Annotated in this window: 14 protein-coding genes; 12 read left to right on the top strand and 2 right to left on the bottom strand. The window is 73.1% G+C overall.

Annotation, left to right across the window (positions count from 1 at the left end; translation table 11 throughout):
• The first annotated feature begins 218 nt into the window (after positions 1-218).
• The 7 genes from AMK25_RS27850 to AMK25_RS27820 all read left to right on the top strand — a co-directional run bounded on the left by AMK25_RS27850 (position 219) and on the right by AMK25_RS27820 (position 7,226).
• On the top strand, positions 219-1,322 hold the full coding sequence (locus AMK25_RS27850; RefSeq protein ID WP_073831348.1) for an AAA family ATPase: 1,104 nt from the start codon (positions 219-221) through the stop codon (positions 1,320-1,322).
• Positions 1,301-2,254 carry a DUF58 domain-containing protein gene (locus AMK25_RS27845; RefSeq protein ID WP_073831347.1) on the top strand — a complete coding sequence of 318 codons (954 nt, stop codon included), beginning with the start codon at positions 1,301-1,303 and terminating at the stop codon, positions 2,252-2,254. Before AMK25_RS27850 ends, AMK25_RS27845 begins: the two co-directional genes overlap by 22 nt.
• Positions 2,251-3,201: a VWA domain-containing protein gene (locus AMK25_RS27840; protein WP_073831346.1), complete on the top strand. Its 951-nt coding sequence runs from the start codon at positions 2,251-2,253 to the stop codon at positions 3,199-3,201. The genes AMK25_RS27845 and AMK25_RS27840 overlap by 4 nt, the downstream gene beginning before the upstream one ends.
• A 549-nt stretch (positions 3,202-3,750) precedes the next feature.
• Positions 3,751-4,455, top strand: coding sequence for a beta-ketoacyl-ACP reductase (gene fabG, locus AMK25_RS27835; RefSeq protein ID WP_073831345.1), 705 nt, complete (start codon positions 3,751-3,753; stop codon positions 4,453-4,455).
• Between the two features lie 23 nt (positions 4,456-4,478).
• The gene (gene fabI, locus AMK25_RS27830) at positions 4,479-5,246 is read left to right on the top strand and encodes an enoyl-ACP reductase FabI (RefSeq protein WP_073831344.1); all 768 of its coding nucleotides are present in this window, start codon (positions 4,479-4,481) and stop codon (positions 5,244-5,246) included.
• A gap of 135 nt (positions 5,247-5,381) precedes the next feature.
• Entirely contained in the window at positions 5,382-6,413 is a 1,032-nt protein-coding gene (locus tag AMK25_RS27825; protein ID WP_073831438.1) for a ferrochelatase, read from the top strand.
• A 33-nt stretch (positions 6,414-6,446) separates the two neighbouring features.
• On the top strand, positions 6,447-7,226 hold the full coding sequence (locus AMK25_RS27820) for an HAD-IIA family hydrolase (RefSeq protein ID WP_073831343.1): 780 nt from the start codon (positions 6,447-6,449) through the stop codon (positions 7,224-7,226).
• Between the two features lie 9 nt (positions 7,227-7,235).
• Here AMK25_RS27820 and AMK25_RS27815 read toward each other — a convergent pair whose 3' ends face one another.
• A complete protein-coding gene (locus AMK25_RS27815) occupies positions 7,236-8,030 on the bottom strand; it encodes a hypothetical protein (RefSeq protein WP_073831342.1) in 795 nt (264 codons plus the stop codon).
• 161 nt (positions 8,031-8,191) lie between these two features.
• Between AMK25_RS27815 and AMK25_RS27810 the strand changes: the two genes are divergently transcribed.
• Positions 8,192-9,004 (top strand): DUF3097 domain-containing protein, encoded by an 813-nt coding sequence (locus AMK25_RS27810; protein ID WP_073831341.1) that lies wholly within the window; start codon positions 8,192-8,194, stop codon positions 9,002-9,004.
• 440 nt (positions 9,005-9,444) lie between these two features.
• Here AMK25_RS27810 and AMK25_RS27805 read toward each other — a convergent pair whose 3' ends face one another.
• A complete protein-coding gene (locus AMK25_RS27805; protein WP_073831340.1) occupies positions 9,445-10,755 on the bottom strand; it encodes a serine hydrolase domain-containing protein in 1,311 nt (436 codons plus the stop codon).
• A 327-nt stretch (positions 10,756-11,082) separates the two neighbouring features.
• Between AMK25_RS27805 and AMK25_RS27800 the strand changes: the two genes are divergently transcribed.
• The 4 genes from AMK25_RS27800 to AMK25_RS27785 all read left to right on the top strand — a co-directional run bounded on the left by AMK25_RS27800 (position 11,083) and on the right by AMK25_RS27785 (position 15,893).
• Positions 11,083-11,556, top strand: a complete 474-nt coding sequence (locus AMK25_RS27800; protein ID WP_073831339.1) for an NfeD family protein — start codon at positions 11,083-11,085, stop codon at positions 11,554-11,556.
• A 5-nt stretch (positions 11,557-11,561) separates the two neighbouring features.
• On the top strand, positions 11,562-12,668 hold the full coding sequence (locus AMK25_RS27795) for an SPFH domain-containing protein (protein ID WP_073831338.1): 1,107 nt from the start codon (positions 11,562-11,564) through the stop codon (positions 12,666-12,668).
• Positions 12,669-12,796: 128 nt separating this feature from the next.
• Positions 12,797-13,600: a hypothetical protein gene (locus AMK25_RS27790; RefSeq protein ID WP_073831337.1), complete on the top strand. Its 804-nt coding sequence runs from the start codon at positions 12,797-12,799 to the stop codon at positions 13,598-13,600.
• Positions 13,601-13,691: 91 nt separating this feature from the next.
• Complete coding sequence (locus AMK25_RS27785; protein WP_241826520.1) at positions 13,692-15,893, top strand: transglycosylase domain-containing protein; 2,202 nt, start codon at positions 13,692-13,694, stop codon at positions 15,891-15,893.
• Positions 15,894-15,903: the final 10 nt, after the last annotated feature.

The raw sequence follows: 15,903 nt of genomic DNA, 5'->3' as shown, positions 1-15,903 counted from the left end.
CGCCGGGCGGCCACGGGGGGAGCCGCCCGGCGACGGGGTGAATCGTACACACTGCGGACCCCTTGTTGTCCACCCGTGTTCAGCGTTTTCCGTGCGGCGGTACGGGCGTGGCCGGACGGCGCGGCGAAAATCGTGCCTCTCCCACCCTCGGCTCTCAGCGAGGCATGACAGTCTTGATACGCACCACGCCGCGACGACGACCCTGCTGTGGAGGACCGGTGGCCCAGCCGACCACACCCGACGTGCCGAACCCGACCGAGGCGCCGCCGGACGGCCCGCCCCCGGCGGCCACCACCCCGGCCCAGGACGCCACGCTGTTGGAGCGGGCGCTGTTCGAGATCAAGCGGGTGATCGTCGGCCAGGACCGGATGGTCGAGCGGATGTTCGTCGCGCTGCTGGCCCGGGGTCACTGCCTGCTGGAGGGCGTACCCGGGGTGGCCAAGACGCTCGCCGTGGAGACCCTGGCCCGGGTCGTCGGCGGATCGTTCGCCCGGGTCCAGTTCACCCCGGACCTGGTGCCCGCCGACATCATGGGCACCCGGATCTACCGGCAGTCCACCGAGAAGTTCGACGTCGAGCTGGGCCCGGTCTTCGTCAACTTCCTGCTCGCCGACGAGATCAACCGCGCGCCGGCGAAGGTGCAGTCGGCGCTGCTGGAGGTGATGAGCGAGCGGCAGGTCTCCATCGGTGGCGAGAGTCACCGGGTGCCGGACCCGTTCCTGGTGATGGCCACCCAGAACCCGATCGAGCAGGAGGGCGTCTACCCGCTGCCGGAGGCGCAGCGGGACCGCTTCCTCATGAAGATCGTCGTGGGCTACCCGACCGACGCCGAGGAACGCGAGATCGTCTACCGGATGGGCGTCGCCCCACCGGAGCCGGTGCGGGTGTTCGACACTCCGGAGCTGATCGCGCTGCAGCACAAGGCCGACCAGGTCTTCGTGCACAACGCGCTCGTCGACTACGCGGTCCGGCTGGTGCTCGCCACCCGGGCGCCCGCCGAGCACGGCATGCCCGACGTCGCCCAGCTCATCCAGTACGGCGCCAGCCCGCGCGCCTCGCTCGGCCTGGTCCGGGCCACCCGGGCGCTGGCGCTGCTGCGCGGACGCGACTACGCGCTGCCGCAGGACGTGCAGGACATCGCGCCGGACATCCTGCGGCACCGGCTGGTGCTCAGCTACGACGCGCTCGCCGACGACGTACCGGCCGACCACATCGTGCACCGGGTGATGTCGACCATCCCGCTGCCGGCCGTCGCGCCCCGCCAGCAGGCCACACCGCCACCGGCCGTGCCGCACAACGGATGGCCCGGGCAGCGGCCGTGACCCCGCCCACCCGGCTCGCCACCGGCGACCGCTCCGGGGCCGTGCTGGCCCGTCTCCAGCTCATGGTCACCCGCAAGCTGGACGGGCTGCTCCAGGGCGACTACGCCGGGCTGCTGCCCGGCCCGGGCAGCGAGGCGGGCGAGTCCCGGGAGTACCGCCCCGGCGACGACGTGCGCCGGATGGACTGGCCGGTCACGGCCCGCACCACCATGCCGCACGTGCGGCGTACGGTGGCCGACCGCGAGCTGGAGACCTGGCTGGCCGTCGACATGTCGGCCAGCCTGGACTTCGGCACCGGGCGGTGGCTCAAGCGGGACGTGGCGATCGCCGCCGTCGCCGCGCTGGCCCACCTCACCGTGCGGGGCGGCAACCGGATCGGCGCCGTCGTCGGCACCGGCGGGGCCGGCGGGCCGGGGACGCTGCTGCGGCTGCCCGCCCGTTCCGGCCGCAAGGAGGCCCAGGGGCTGCTGCGGGCGGTGGCCGGCGCCGAGATCCGGCCGGGTCGCAGCGACCTCGGCGCGCTCGTCGACATGCTCAACCGGCCGCCCCGGCGGCGCGGCGTGGCGGTGGTCATCTCCGACTTCCTCGCGCCGCCGCCGCAGTGGGGCCGGCCGCTGCGTAAGCTGCGGGTCCGCCACGACGTGCTGGCCGTGGAGGTGGTCGACCCGCGGGAGTTGGAACTGCCCGACGTGGGGGTGCTGCCGGTGGTCGACCCGGAGAGCGGCGAGCTGCACGAGGTGCAGACCGCCGACCCGGGCCTGCGCCGGCGGTACGCCGAGGCGGCGGCCGCCCAGCGCGGGGCGATCGCCGCCGAGCTGCGCGCCGCGGGCGCGGCCCACCTGCGCCTGCGTACCGACCGAGACTGGCTGCTGGACATGGTGCGTTTCGTCGCCGCGCAGCGGCACGCCCGCACACGAGGGACGACTCGATGATCCGATTTCTGCAACCGTGGTGGCTGCTGGCCCTGCTGCCGGTGCTCGCCCTGGCCGCCGCGTACGTCTGGCGGCAACTGCACCGCCGGCAGTACGCGCTGCGGTTCACCAACGTCGACCTGCTGCGTACCGTCGCGCCCAAGGGACTGGGCTGGCGGCGGCACGTGGCGGCCACCGCGTTCCTGCTCTGCCTGCTGGTGCTGGCGACCGGCCTGGCCCGCCCGGCGATCGACACCCGCGAGCCGCTGGAGCGGGCCACCGTCATGCTCGCCATCGACGTGTCGCTGTCGATGCAGGCTGACGACGTGTCGCCGAACCGCCTGGAGGCGGCGCAGGAGGCGGCCAAGCAGTTCGTCGGCGAGCTGCCGGAGAGCTACAACCTGGGGCTCGTGTCGTTCGCGAAGTCGGCGAACGTGCTCGTGCCGCCGACCAAGGACCGGGCGGCGGTGAACGCCGCCATCGACGGGCTGGTGCTGGCCGAGGCGACAGCCACCGGCGAGGCGGTCTTCACCTGCCTGGAGGCGATCCGGTCGGTGCCGGCCGACGGCGCGGCGGGCATCCCGCCGGCCCGCATCGTGCTGCTGTCCGACGGCTACCGGACCTCCGGCCGGTCGGTGGAGGAGGCCGCCGCGGCGGCGCAGGCGGCGAACGTGCCGGTGTCCACCATCGCGTTCGGTACCGACTCGGGGCAGGTCGACATCGGCGGGCAGCTCCAGCGGGTGCCGGTGGACCGCACCGCGCTGTCCCAGCTCGCGGAGACCACGCAGGGCTTCTTCTACGAGGCCGCGTCGGCCAGCGAGCTGAAGCAGGTCTACCAGGACATGGGCAGCTCGATCGGCTACCGGACGGAGCCGCGCGAGATCACCCAGTGGTACGCGGGAATCGCCCTGCTGCTGGCGCTGTGCGCGGGCGGGCTGAGTCTGCTCTGGACGTCCCGGCTGGTCTGAGCCGGGCCCGGCCGGCGGTGGTCAGTGACCGCCGCCGGCCAGCACGAACAGGACGGCCACCCAGACGGCGGCGAGGGTGAAACCCAGGGGGGCGACGTAACGGCTCATGGGTGTGCTCCGTGGCGACAGTCGGCCCGGTGAGGGGCCGTGGGGGTCGGGGCGTACGCGCACGAAGTCGTGACCGGGTGCTCCGCCGCGCGGCAGGCCATCCCCGGCATGGGCGCCGGAGAGCGGGTGCGGTGCGAAGGCGGGAAGCGGGTCAGCCGCGTCGACCGAGCCGTGGCTCAGCGGGGCTGACGGTGGGCCCGGCCACGACTGGGAGGATCGCTATCTCGCACAGCGATCACCTCCAGCGGTCGGCGGGGCCCGGAACGCGGGCGCAGACCGGCCCGCAGACCCGGTGATCGTACACCGAGGTGTGCGGGTGTCGTGCGCGCGGCCGTCGATCCGGCTGGAGCGGCCGTGTGACCTGCTCGGGTTAGCGCTTACCTACCGGTAACCCCTAGGCTCCGACCGGACCGAGAGATCACTGGAGCAAAAGGGGGATCCGTGGCCCGTACGGTGCTGGTGACCGGCGGCAACCGGGGGATCGGCCTGGCCATCGCGCAGGCCTTCGTCAAGCAGGGCGACCGGGTGGCCGTCACGTACCGGAGCGGCGAGGCCCCGGAGGGCCTGTTCGGGGTGCGGTGCGACGTGACCGACGCCGAGTCGGTCGACGCCGCGTTCACCGCGGTCGAGGCCGAGCTGGGCCCGGTGGAGGTGCTCGTCGCCAACGCCGGCATCACCGACGACACGCTGCTCATGCGGATGTCCGAGGAGCAGTTCACCCGCGTGCTCGACACCAACCTGAGCGGCTCGTTCCGGGTCGCCAAGCGGGCCTCGACGAAGATGCTCCGGGCCCGGTGGGGCCGGATGATCTTCATCTCCTCGGTGGTCGGCCTCTTCGGCGGCGCGGGCCAGGTCAACTACGCGGCCAGCAAGGCCGGCCTGATCGGCGTGGCCCGCTCGATCACCCGCGAGCTGGGCAGCCGCAACGTCACCGCGAACGTGGTGGCGCCCGGCTTCATCGACACCGACATGACCGCCGGGCTGCCCGAGGAACGCAAGGCCGAGCTGCGCAAGGCGATCCCGGCCGGCCGGATGGCCACCCCGGACGAGGTCGCGGGCGTCGTCACCTGGCTCGCCTCGGACGCGGCCGCCTACGTCACCGGCGCCGTCATCCCGGTCGACGGCGGCCTGGGCATGGGTCACTGAGCAGAGCACGGAGGAGACACGCAATGTCCGGACTTCTCGCCGGTAAGCGGCTGCTGGTCACCGGCGTCATCACCGACGCCTCGATCGCCTTCTCGGTGGCGAAACTCGCCCAGGAGAACGGCGCACAGGTCGTGCTCACCGGCTACGGCCGGCTCTCCCTGGTGGAGCGGATCGCCAAGCGGCTGCCCGAACCGGCGCCGGTGATCGAGCTGGACGTCACCAACGAGGAGCACCTGGCCGGCCTGGCCGACAAGGTACGCGAGCACGTCGACGGCCTCGACGGGGTGGTGCACTCGATCGGGTTCGCCCCGCAGAGCTGCCTCGGCGGCGGCTTCCTCGACGCCCCGTGGGCGGACGTGGCCACCGCGCTCCAGGTCTCCACCTTCTCGTACAAGTCACTGGCCATGGCCGCGCTGCCGCTGATGTCCTCCGGCGGCGCCGTGGTGGGCCTCACCTTCGACGCCACCAAGGCTTGGCCGGTCTACGACTGGATGGGCGTGGCCAAGGCCGGGCTGGAGTCCGCCTCCCGCTACCTGGCGCTGCACCTGGGCAAGCAGGGCATCCGCAGCAACCTGGTCGCCGCCGGCCCGCTGCGCACCATCGCCGCCAAGTCCATCCCCGGCTTCGACCAGTTCGAGGACGCCTGGACCGAGCGGGCCCCGCTGGGCTGGAGCCTCACCGACCAGGAGCCGGCCGCCCGGGCCTGCCTGGCGCTGCTGTCGGACTGGTTCCCGGCCACCACCGGCGAGATCGTCCACGTCGACGGCGGCTACCACGCCATCGGCGCCTGAGCTGTAAGGAAGGGCCCCCTCTTAACGCCTCGTGCATAGGAAGGGGCCCTTCTTAACACCCCATGCCCGGGTGGTCACCGCGCCGACCAGGGGGCGTCGCCACGCCGTCACGGCGGGCGAGGAACAATGGTCCTCATGGCGTACGACGCGTTGGTGCTGGTCTCCTTCGGCGGCCCGGAGCGGCCCGAGGACGTTCTCCCGTTCCTGCAGAACGTGACCCGGGGGCGGGGGGTGCCGCCGGAGCGGCTGGCCGAGGTCGCCGAGCACTACCTGCACTTCGGCGGGGTGTCACCGATCAACCAGCAGTGCCGCGACCTGCTCGCGGCGATCCGCGAGGACTTCGCCGCCAACGGCCTCGACCTGCCGGTCTACTGGGGCAACCGCAACTGGGACCCGATGCTCGCCGACACGGTGGCGCGGATGCGCGACGACGGGATCACCCGGGCGCTCGCGTTCGTCACCAGCGCGTACGGCGGCTACTCCTCCTGCCGGCAGTACCAGGAGGACATCGCCTCGGCCCGCGCCGCGGTCGGCCCGGACGCCCCGCTGATCGAGAAGCTGCGCCAGTTCTGGGACCACCCCGGCTTCATCGAGCCGCACGCCGACGCGGTCCGCAACGCGCTCGCCCAGCTCGACCCCGCGAAGCGGGACAGCACCCGGCTGGTCTTCACCGCGCACTCGGTCCCGATGTCGGCGGCGGCCTCCGCCGGCCCGCACGGCGGCCGGTACACCGCCCAGCTGGAGGAGGTCGCCCGGCTGGTGCACGCCGCTGCCGCGCCGGACCTGGCGTACGACCTGGTCTGGCAGAGCCGGTCCGGCCCGCCGCAGGTGCCGTGGCTGGAGCCGGACGTCAACGACCACCTGGCCACCCTGCCCGAGCAGGGCGTGACGAGCGTGGTGGTCAGCCCGATCGGCTTCGTCTCCGACCACCTGGAGGTGGTGTGGGACCTGGACACCGAGGCGCTGGAGACGGCCAAGCAGCTCGGCCTGGACTTCGTGCGGGCCGGTACGCCGGGCGTCGACCCGCGGTTCGTGTCGATGGTCCGCGAGCTGGTGCTGGAGCGCACCGCCCCGGACGGCGAGCGGCTGCGCCGCCGTCTCGGCGAGCTGCCGGCCTGGGACACGTGCCCGGCGTTGTGCTGCGTACCCCCGGCACGCCGGCCCTGAGCCCGACCCGACGACACCCCTGGGGACGACACGATGCTTGACCGCAAGCCGGTGCAGAGCTGGCTCACCGACATGGACGGCGTGCTGGTGCACGAGGGGCAGCCGGTGCCGGGCGCACCGGAGTTCGTCAAGAAGCTGCGCACCTCCGGCAAGCCGTTCCTGGTGCTGACCAACAACTCCATCTACACCCCGCGTGACCTGCGGGCCCGGCTCGGCCGGATGGGGCTGGACGTGCCGGAGGAGGCGATCTGGTCCTCGGCGCTGGCCACTGCCCAGTTCCTGGCCGACCAACGGCCGGGCGGAACCGCGTACGTCATCGGTGAGGCCGGGCTGACCACGGCGCTGCACGCGGTGGGGTACGTGCTCAGCGACTTCGCCCCGGACTACGTGGTGCTGGGGGAGACGCGCACCTACAGCTTCGAGGCGATAACCAAGGCGATCCGGCTGATCAACGACGGCGCCCGGTTCATCTGCACCAACCCGGACGCCACCGGCCCGTCGATGGAGGGCGCGCTGCCGGCGGCCGGCTCGGTGGCCGCGATGATCTCCAAGGCGACCGGTGTCGACCCGTACTTCGTCGGCAAGCCCAACCCGATGATGATGCGCTCGGCGCTGAACACCATCGACGCGCACTCCGAGTCGACCGCGATGATCGGCGACCGGATGGACACCGACATCCTGTGCGGGCTGGAGGCGGGCCTGGAGACGATCCTGGTGCTCACCGGCATCAGCAGCCGGGCCGAGGCCGAGCGGTACCCGTACCGTCCGTCGCGGATCGTCGACTCGGTGGCCGACCTGATCGACGAGGTCTGAGCCGGGGTTCTACAGCCGCAGCGGCGCGTTGCAGGCGGCCACCAGGGCCTGCCGGCAGGCGGTGGTCAGCGGCCGCAGCGCCGCGTCCCGTTGCTGCGCCTCGTAGGTGTTCACCGCGCCGCCGGGCGCGCTCTCCCCGGCTAGCGCGAGCACCCGATCGAGTACGGCGGCGCGCGCGAACAACCGGCGGGCCCGCGGGTCGAAGCCCGGCGGCAGGTCGGTGGCGCCGTCCGGGCGGCGCAGCGCGGCGAGCGCGCCGGCCAGCTCGGGCCGCCACTGCGCGACGTCCAGCCGGGTCAGCGTGGCGGTCGTCTCGGCGAGCACAGCGGAGAGTTCCGCCTCGGCCTCCGCCGCGCCGGGCGTGGACAGGGACGCCTTCGGCGCGTCCGCCGGCAGCGGGTGGACCCGCCAGAGCACTGTCTCCCAGGTCATCCCCGAGCCGGAGGTGTGCGTGCGGACCTCCGGCACCAACCCCATCCCGCTGGCCACCACCGCCTCGCCGGCCACCAGCGCCGCCCCGGCGAACGCGCCCGGGCCGGGCAGGCCGCGCGGGTCGCCGGGCGCGGGCAGCACCAGGCGGATGTCGTCCGGGGAGTGCTTGGCCAGGCTGGGCAGCGCCTCCCGCAGGGACACGTCGGTCCAGGTGCCGGGCGCGTCGGCGACCAGGTGCTCCTCGTCGCCGGCGACCGCGTCGGCCACCTCGTCGAACGGCACCAGGCCGGCTCGCCAGGCACGCACCCAGGCGACGAACCGGCTCGACCGGCGCGGAGCCAGTGTGGCCGCGCCCGCTGCGGGGGAGGACATGCCGAAAGGGTACGTGCTCCGCGCCGCTGCTGTCTCGGCTGCCGCTCCGGTGGCGCGACCTGCCCCCAACTAACCCCTTCGCACCGTTTCGTGCCGACGGATGACGGCCCGGTCGGCGCGTCGGCGAGCGACACGCCGAGGTCGTGGTTAGCGTCTCCGACATGGCGGGGCGATACGACGGCGACGTGCTGGCCGGCGACTGGCGGCGACGGAAGGTGACCCCCGAAGTCGACGCCGAGCCCGACCTGGTGGTCGAGGACGCCGACTCCGGGTTCTGCGGCGCGGTGGTCGGCTTCGACGCCGGCGCGGTGGTGCTGGAGGACCGGCACGGGCGGCGGCGCAACTTCCCGCTGCTGCCCGCCGCGTTCCTGCTCGACGGCCGGCCGGTCACGCTACGGCGGCCGGCCCGTGCCCCGGTGCCCGCCGCGCGCCGCCGTACCGCGTCCGGGTCGATCGCGGTGGACGGCGTACGGGCGCAGGTCGCCAAGGCCAGCCGGATCTGGGTCGAGGGCGTGCACGACGCCGCGCTGGTCGAGCGGATCTGGGGCGACGACCTGCGCATCGAGGGCGTGGTGGTGGAGCCGCTGGACGGCATCGACGCGCTCGCCGAGGAGGTACGCGCGTTCGCGCCCGGCCCCGGCCGCCGCCTCGGGGTGCTCGTCGACCACCTGGTGCCCGGCTCGAAGGAGAGCCGGATCGTCGCCCGGGTCACCTCGCCGCACGTGCTGGTCACCGGCCACCCGTACGTCGACGTGTGGCAGGCGGTACGCCCGGCCGCGCTGGGTATCGCGGCGTGGCCTGTGGTGCCGCCGGGGCAGCCCTGGAAGGAGGGCGTCTGCGCGGCGCTCGGGGTGGCCGAGCCGGCCGACATGTGGCGGCGCATCCTGTCCCGTGTGGACAGTTTCGCGGACGTGGAGACGCCGCTGATCAACGCCATGGAGCGGTTGATCGACTTCGTGACCGAGCCTGTTTGAGTGGTTGGGCCTCTGTAGTGGTTGCGGTTGGGGGCCGGGGGCGACCGTGCCCGACTCCGGGCGGTCAGGCTTGATCCCTGCGCCGGTCACGGTCGCCCCCGGCCCCGCCGTGCGTCAGCTCCGCCCGCCCCTGGACCCGCCGTGGTGCCAGCTCCGCCCGCCGCCGGACCTCCTGTCCCCGCCCCGGCCCCGTCTCGGGCTTCCTTTCGGGTCCCCTCCTGGCGCCCCTCGCGCCCCTCGCCAGGTTGATCAAGGAGTTTGTGGGTGTATTGGAGATCAACACCGACACAAACTCCTTGATCACGGGGGTGGGCGGTGGGGGTGTGCGTCGATCATGGAGTTGTGGTCCCCGCGGATCGGGCATAGCGGGGCGAAACGAGGGCCGCAAGTGCAAGATCGGCGGGGCGGGGCGGGGTGGGGGCGAAGGCCGAGGGCGGGGGTCAGGGGAGTTCGTCGGGGGTTCGGGTCAGGACGAAGGTGGCTATGTCGAGGGCTACCGGGGTGCCGGAACCGTCGCGGATCACGGTGAGGATCTCGCCGTCCTGGGAGCCGGAGCGGCCCCGCCACCGGTCCGGGCCCTCCGGCGTGAAGCGCAGCTGCGGCCTGCCCACCTGGCCGCCGACCAGCTCACCGGCGGCGTCCACGCGGAACTCGTACTCGCCGCCCATCCACCACCAGCGGCCGGTCAGCGCGGCCACGTCGGCGGCGGGCGGGTCGGCCGGACGCCAGGGGGCGGGCGCGGCCGGCTCGGCGTCCAGCACCAGCGTGAGCGCCTCCCGGCCGAGCGCGCCGATGTGGTGGCCGCGCAGGCCGTACGAGTTGGCGAAGTTCACCACGGCGGTGCGGGTGGGCCGGTGGACGGCCAGGCCGGCGACGTACCCGGGCATCGAGCCGCCGTGCCCCACGTACACCCGGTCGCCGATCCGGTAGAGCTCAATGCCGAGTCCGTGGCCGCCGCTCCACGAGTCCAGGTCGTTGATGACCATGGGGGCGCACATCTCGGTGAGCGTGGCGGGGGAGAGCAGCGCCGGGTCCGGGTCGGCCAGGAACGACGCCCAGCGGCCCAGGTCCTCGACCGTCGACCAGAGTTGCCCGGCGGGCGCCATCGCCCCGCTGTCGGTGAGCGGCTCCTCCCGCAGCGTCTCGTGCCAGGGGTGCACGACGTAGCCGGGGGCGTACGGCTCGGTGGGGTGGTACGTGGTGCGGCGCATGCCCAGCGGCGCCAGCAGCCGCTCGGTCAGCAGCTCCGCCCACGGGGTGCCGGTGATCCGTTCCAGCACGCCGCCGAGCAGCCCGTACGCGAGGTTCGAGTAGTGGTAGACGAAGTGCGGCGGGTGGGCGATCTTGTCCGGCGTCAGCCCGGCGAGCAGCGTCGGCAGGTCCGCGCCCTCGGTCCGCTCCCACCATTGGCCGTCCGGCTCGCGTTGCAGCCCGCTGATGTGGCCGAGGAGCCGGCGCACGGTCACCGACCCGACCGGGGTCCCGGGCAGGTGCGCGTCCAGCGGGTCGTCCAGCGCCAGCCGGCCGGCGTCGCGCTGCTGCATCACCAGCACCGCGGTCATGGTCTTGGTGATCGAGCCGATCCGGTACTGGAGGTCGGCGTCGGGGCGGGGCGTCTCACCGGCGACGGCCAGGTGCGCCAGGCGCCCGTCGCGGATTACGCCGAGAGCGAGCGACGGGCCCCGCCCTTCGGCCTGGGCCCGGGCGACCAGCAGGTCCACCTGACGCGCGGTTTCGGGCAGCAGGGCCATGTCGTCCTCCTCGTCGGCGGGCGGCGCGGTACGCCGAGCCGAGCCTAGCGATCATGACAGTTCGATGACACGTGCGTTGACGTGTCAGGATTGTTCTCGTGGACGCCGTGTTCTGGATCGTTCTGGGTGTGGTATTAGCGGTCGCCGAGATCTTCACGGCCCACCGCCGCAAGATGACGGTGATCGTGGGCGGCACCGGCCTGGCCGGNNNTTCGGGCAGCAGGGCCATGTCGTCCTCCTCGTCGGCGGGCGGCGCGGTACGCCGAGCCGAGCCTAGCGATCATGACAGTTCGATGACACGTGCGTTGACGTGTCAGGATTGTTCTCGTGGACGCCGTGTTCTGGATCGTTCTGGGTGTGGTATTAGCGGTCGCCGAGATCTTCACGACGACGCTCTTCCTGATCATGTTCGGGGTCGGAGCGTTCGCCGCTGCCGGCGCCGCGGCGCTCGGTGCGCCGGTGGCGCTGCAGGCGGTGATCTTCGCCGTGGTGTCGGCGTTGTCGGTGGCGGTGGTCCGTCCGGTGGTCCGGCGGCACGCGCGGCCGGCGATCGAGACCGGGGAGCAGCCGTTCGGGGTCGAGGCGCTGGAGGGGGCCACCGCTGTGGTCCTGGAGCCGGTCGACGCCGAGCGCGGCATGATCAAGATTGATGGTGAGCTGTGGACGGCCCGCTCGTACGACGCGACGCGCGCGTACGCCGAGGGTGAGCGGGTGCAGGTGATCAAGGTCCGGGGCGCTACCGCCCTGGTATGGCAGGACGACATTTCTCCCCCGGGCGAGCTGCCCGAAGCGAAAAGGTGAACGGTATGGAGTTTCTGGCGATCCTGATGATCGCGGTGGCGTTGATCGGTGTGGTGACGCTGTTCAAGGCGGTGCGGATCGTGCCGCAGCAGCGGCAGGACGTGGTGGAGCGGCTCGGTAAGTACAAGCGCACGCTGAACCCCGGCCTCAACCTGCTGGTCCCGTTCGTCGACGCGGTGCGCACCAAGGTCGACATGCGCGAGCAGGTGGTCAGCTTCCCGCCGCAGCCGGTGATCACCTCCGACAACCTGGTCGTCTCGATCGACACGGTGCTCTACTTCAAGGTGGTCGACTCGGTCCGGGCCACCTACGAGATCTCCAACTTCCTCCAGGCCATCGAGCAGCTCACCGTCACCACGCTGCGTAACGTGATCGGCTCGCTGGACCTGGAGCGTGCGCTGACCAGCCGCGAGGAGATCAACCGGCATCTGTCCGGCGTGCTGGACGAGACCACCGGCCGCTGGGGCATCAAGGTGACCCGGGTCGAGATCAAGGCGATCGAGCCGCCGCCGAGCATCCGCGACTCCATGGAGAAGCAGATGCGCGCCGAGCGGGACCGCCGCGCCGCGATCCTCAACGCCGAGGGCCACAAGCAGTCGCAGATCCTCACCGCCGAGGGTGAGAAGCAGGCCGCGGTGCTGCGCGCCGACGGTGACCGGCAGGCCCGGATCCTGCAGGCGGAGGGCCAGGCGAAGGCGATCCGTACCGTCTTCGACGCGATCCACACCGCCAACCCGAGCCAGAAGGTGCTGGCCTACCAGTACCTCCAGGCGCTGCCGCAGATCGCCAACGGCACTGCCAACAAGGTCTGGATCGTCCCGACCGAGCTGACCAAGGCCCTGGAGGGCATGGGCGGCGCGCTGGGCGGGCTGGCCAACATGGTCGGCGACCAGCCCTCGCCGGAGGCTGCCAAGAGCGCCGGCGAGGTCGAGCGGGAGGCCGCCGAGGCGGCCCAGGCCGCGGCCATCGCGGCCCAGGAGATCCACGACGAGGTACGCGTGGCGGAGGCGCAGGCCACCGGCGGCAACACCCCGCAGGGTCTGCCCGCGCCGGAGCCGGTGTCACCGGCCAGCCTGGTGAACGACCCGGCGGACCAGCGCGAGCGGGGCTGACCGGCAAATCCGAGAATCTCTCATGCGGCGCTCCGGCGGCTGCCACCATCGGTTTCAGGACGGGTGGTGAGCAGGGCCGGAGCGCCGTTGCGTGTCCCGGGCCGCCCGCGGCGCGAACGAGGTGAGGCATGAAGGACCCGGCGAACCGGCTGTTCTCCCGTACCCCGGTCCCCGGCGCGCACGACCCCGCCGGGCCGATCGGCTCCCGGCGTACCGGAGGGGGTTTCGGGGTCCTGCCGTTCGTCTCCGAGCCCGGCCGCGGGGCGCCGGCCACCGACGCGACCTGGGCCTGGTCGGTCCGCCGGTTCGCCCGCGCGGCGGTCTGGCTGCTGCCGGCGTACGCGGTGCTCTACGGCCTGGTGGCGATGGCCAGCGACGGCGGGGTGGGCAACGACCCGTACCCGGCCGACGGCCGGCCGCTCTACCTGGTCGGCTGGGTCGCCTCGGTGTGGCTCGGGCTGCTCGCCCTGCTCGCGCTCACCGGCCTGCTCGCCGCCACCCGCTGCCGCCGGATCGCGCTGGCCGGGCTGCTGTGCAGCATCGGCGGGATGGTGCTGATGCTCCCGTTCGCCGGCCTGGCCGAGCAGACGCCCGTGTTCGGCGTGACCGCGCGCGGCATCGTGCTGTTCGGCGCCACCCTCTACAGCGTGGGCTGGTTCCTGACCGGCTGGTCCGTCGCCCGGTCCGGGATGTTCTCCTACGGCGACGGGACCATGCTGATGATCGCCGCCCCGCTGCTCGGCCTGGGTGGCGCGCTGATCGGCTCGCTCCAGACGTTCGGCGCGATCTTCGTGCTGGTCGCCGGCATCGGCATCGGCTACCGCAGCGGCCGCCTGGTGCCCGAGACCATCGCCCGGGACGCCGCAGCGGCCAGCGTCGCCGCCGCACCGGTGCCGCCCGCGTCACCAAAGGGCCCACTCGGGGCGGGCTGACCGATTCTTCAGCTGGGCGGTCGCCGTGAAGTAACTGACAGTTGCCTGGCGAGGTGGCCGGTAGGCGGCTTTGGTGGCAATCCTTGCGTCCATGCCGTCTCCCAGGTCGCCGCTGTCGCGGCTGTTCACCGTGCTGCTGGCCGGCCTGCTCGCCGGGCTCGTCCTCGCGGTCGCCGCGCTTCCCGGCGGCCTGCTCGGCGGGTTCGCCGCCCGGGCGGCGCTCGGCGCGTACGCGGACCTGCCCGACGCGCTGCGCACGCCGGCCCAGCCGCAGCGCTCCTACCTCTACGCCAACGACGGCAAGACGCTGATCACCACGTTCTACGACGTGAACCGCACCGACGTGTCGCTGGACGAGATCGCCCCGGTGATGCGGCAGGCGATCATCGCGGCCGAGGACCGGCGGTTCTACTCGCACGGCGGCGCGGACCTGCGCGGCATCGCCCGCGCGCTGGTGGCGAACGTCTCCGGCGGCGGCACCGAGCAGGGCGGCTCCACGCTGACCATGCAGTACGTCCGCAACGTGCTCAAGACCGACCCGAACCGCACAGCGGAGGAGCGGCAGGCCGCCACCGAGCAGACCGTCGGGCGCAAGCTCCAGGAGATCCGGTACGCGAACGCGCTGGAGCAGTCGCTCTCCAAGGACGAGATCCTCAACCGCTACCTGAACATCGCGTACTTCGGCTCCGGCGCGTACGGCGTCGCCGCCGCCGGCCAGCGCTACTTCGGCAAGGCGCCGGCCGACCTGACGCTGGGCGAGGCGGCGCTGCTCGCCGGTCTGGTCCAGTCGCCGGAGGCGTACAGCCCGATCGACGGCGACCTCGACCAGGCGCTGGCCCGCCGCGCGTACGTGCTGGACGCGATGGCCGAGACCGGTGCGATCACCGCCCAGCAGGCCGCGGCGGCGAAGGCCGAGGCGCCCACGCTGCGCCCGACCGCCCAGCCCAACGGCTGCACCGCCACCGCCCAGGGCCACGACGACTGGGGCTTCTTCTGCGACTACCTGCGCCGCTGGTGGCTCACCCAGCCGGCCTTCGGCAGCACCCCCGAGGAGCGCGAGCAGGCGCTGCGCCGGGGCGGCTACCGGGTCGTCACCACGCTCGACCCGAAGATCCAGGAGACCGCGCAGGAGCAGGCCACCAAGGTCTACGGGTACGGCAACAAGCGCGCGCTGCCGATCGCGGCGGTCGAGCCCGGCACCGGCCGGGTGCTCGCCATGGCGGTGAACCGGCACTACAGCCTCGACGACAACCCCGCCGGGCAGGCCAACTACCCGAACACTGTCAACCCGCTGATCTCCGGCGGCGCCAGCGTCGACGGCTACCAGGCCGGCTCGACGTTCAAGATGTTCACCATGCTGGCCGCGCTGGAGGCCGGCAAGCCGCTGGCCACCGGCTTCGACGCGCCGAGCCGCCTGCCCACCCGGTACGCCTCGGACGACGAGGGCAACTGCGACGGCACCTGGTGCCCGGCGAACGCCAACCCGCAGTGGATGGACGGCTACCGGATGATGTGGGACGGCTTCGGCCGCTCCGTCAACACGTACTTCGTCTGGCTCGCCGAGCAGGTCGGCGAGGACAAGGTGGTGGAGATGGCGCAGCGCCTCGGCATCACCTTCCGGGCCGGCTCCGACGCCGCGTTCGCCCGCGACCACGCCGCCGACTGGGGCGCGTTCACGCTGGGCGTGGCCGCCACCACCCCGCTCGACCTGGCGAACGCGTACGCGACGGTGGCCGCCGAGGGCACGTACTGCGCGCCGCTGCCGGTGGTCTCGGTGACCACGCCCGACGGCGGGACCGTCGACGTGGGGCAGCCGGCGTGCAGGCGGGTCCTCGACCCGGACGTGGCCCGGGCCGCCACCGACGCGGCCCGCTGCCCGGTCGGCCAGCAGTCCGCGTTCGAGCAGTGCAACGGCGGCACCGCCACCGCCGTCGACCGGATCGTCGGCCGCCCGGTCGCCGGCAAGACCGGCAGCTCGGAGCGGAACGCCACCGAGACGTTCGTCGGGTACACCCCGCAGGTCGCCGTGGCCGGCATCGCCGCCAACCCGGACGACGTCACCGACCTGGTCGGCTCCGCCGTGCAGGCGAAGGTGATCGACGCGGTGGCGCGGACCATCAGGACGGCGGTCACCGGCGAGCCGGTGCGCGACTTCACCGCCCCGAGCCGGAAGCTCGTCGGCGACCCGCAGCGTCCGCAGCCGCCCCGGCGGACCGAGCCGGACCGCCGCGAGCAGCGCGAGGACCGCGAGCTGCCCTCCGACGTGCTCCGCTGGCTGCGCGACCGCGGGTAAGGAAGGGCCC

The organism is Micromonospora sp. TSRI0369 (genome assembly GCF_001905625.1).
Classification (GTDB): Bacteria; Actinomycetota; Actinomycetes; order Mycobacteriales; family Micromonosporaceae; genus Micromonospora; species Micromonospora echinospora_A.
Note: the sequence above shows the minus strand (reverse complement) of the source record. Positions and strands in the feature narration are given on the sequence as shown.

Coding starts and splice junctions, on each gene's coding strand:
- AMK25_RS27790 (WP_073831337.1), top strand. CDS start 12,797: ATGAAGGACCCGGCGAACCGGCTGTTCTCCCGTACCCCGGTCCCCGGC.
- AMK25_RS27805 (WP_073831340.1), bottom strand. CDS start 10,755: ATGGCCCTGCTGCCCGAAACCGCGCGTCAGGTGGACCTGCTGGTCGCC.
- AMK25_RS27825 (WP_073831438.1), top strand. CDS start 5,382: ATGGCGTACGACGCGTTGGTGCTGGTCTCCTTCGGCGGCCCGGAGCGG.
- AMK25_RS27785 (WP_241826520.1), top strand. CDS start 13,692: ATGCCGTCTCCCAGGTCGCCGCTGTCGCGGCTGTTCACCGTGCTGCTG.
- AMK25_RS27820 (WP_073831343.1), top strand. CDS start 6,447: ATGCTTGACCGCAAGCCGGTGCAGAGCTGGCTCACCGACATGGACGGC.
- AMK25_RS27795 (WP_073831338.1), top strand. CDS start 11,562: ATGGAGTTTCTGGCGATCCTGATGATCGCGGTGGCGTTGATCGGTGTG.
- AMK25_RS27845 (WP_073831347.1), top strand. CDS start 1,301: ATGGCCCGGGCAGCGGCCGTGACCCCGCCCACCCGGCTCGCCACCGGC.
- AMK25_RS27840 (WP_073831346.1), top strand. CDS start 2,251: ATGATCCGATTTCTGCAACCGTGGTGGCTGCTGGCCCTGCTGCCGGTG.
- fabI (WP_073831344.1), top strand. CDS start 4,479: ATGTCCGGACTTCTCGCCGGTAAGCGGCTGCTGGTCACCGGCGTCATC.
- AMK25_RS27810 (WP_073831341.1), top strand. CDS start 8,192: ATGGCGGGGCGATACGACGGCGACGTGCTGGCCGGCGACTGGCGGCGA.
- AMK25_RS27815 (WP_073831342.1), bottom strand. CDS start 8,030: ATGTCCTCCCCCGCAGCGGGCGCGGCCACACTGGCTCCGCGCCGGTCG.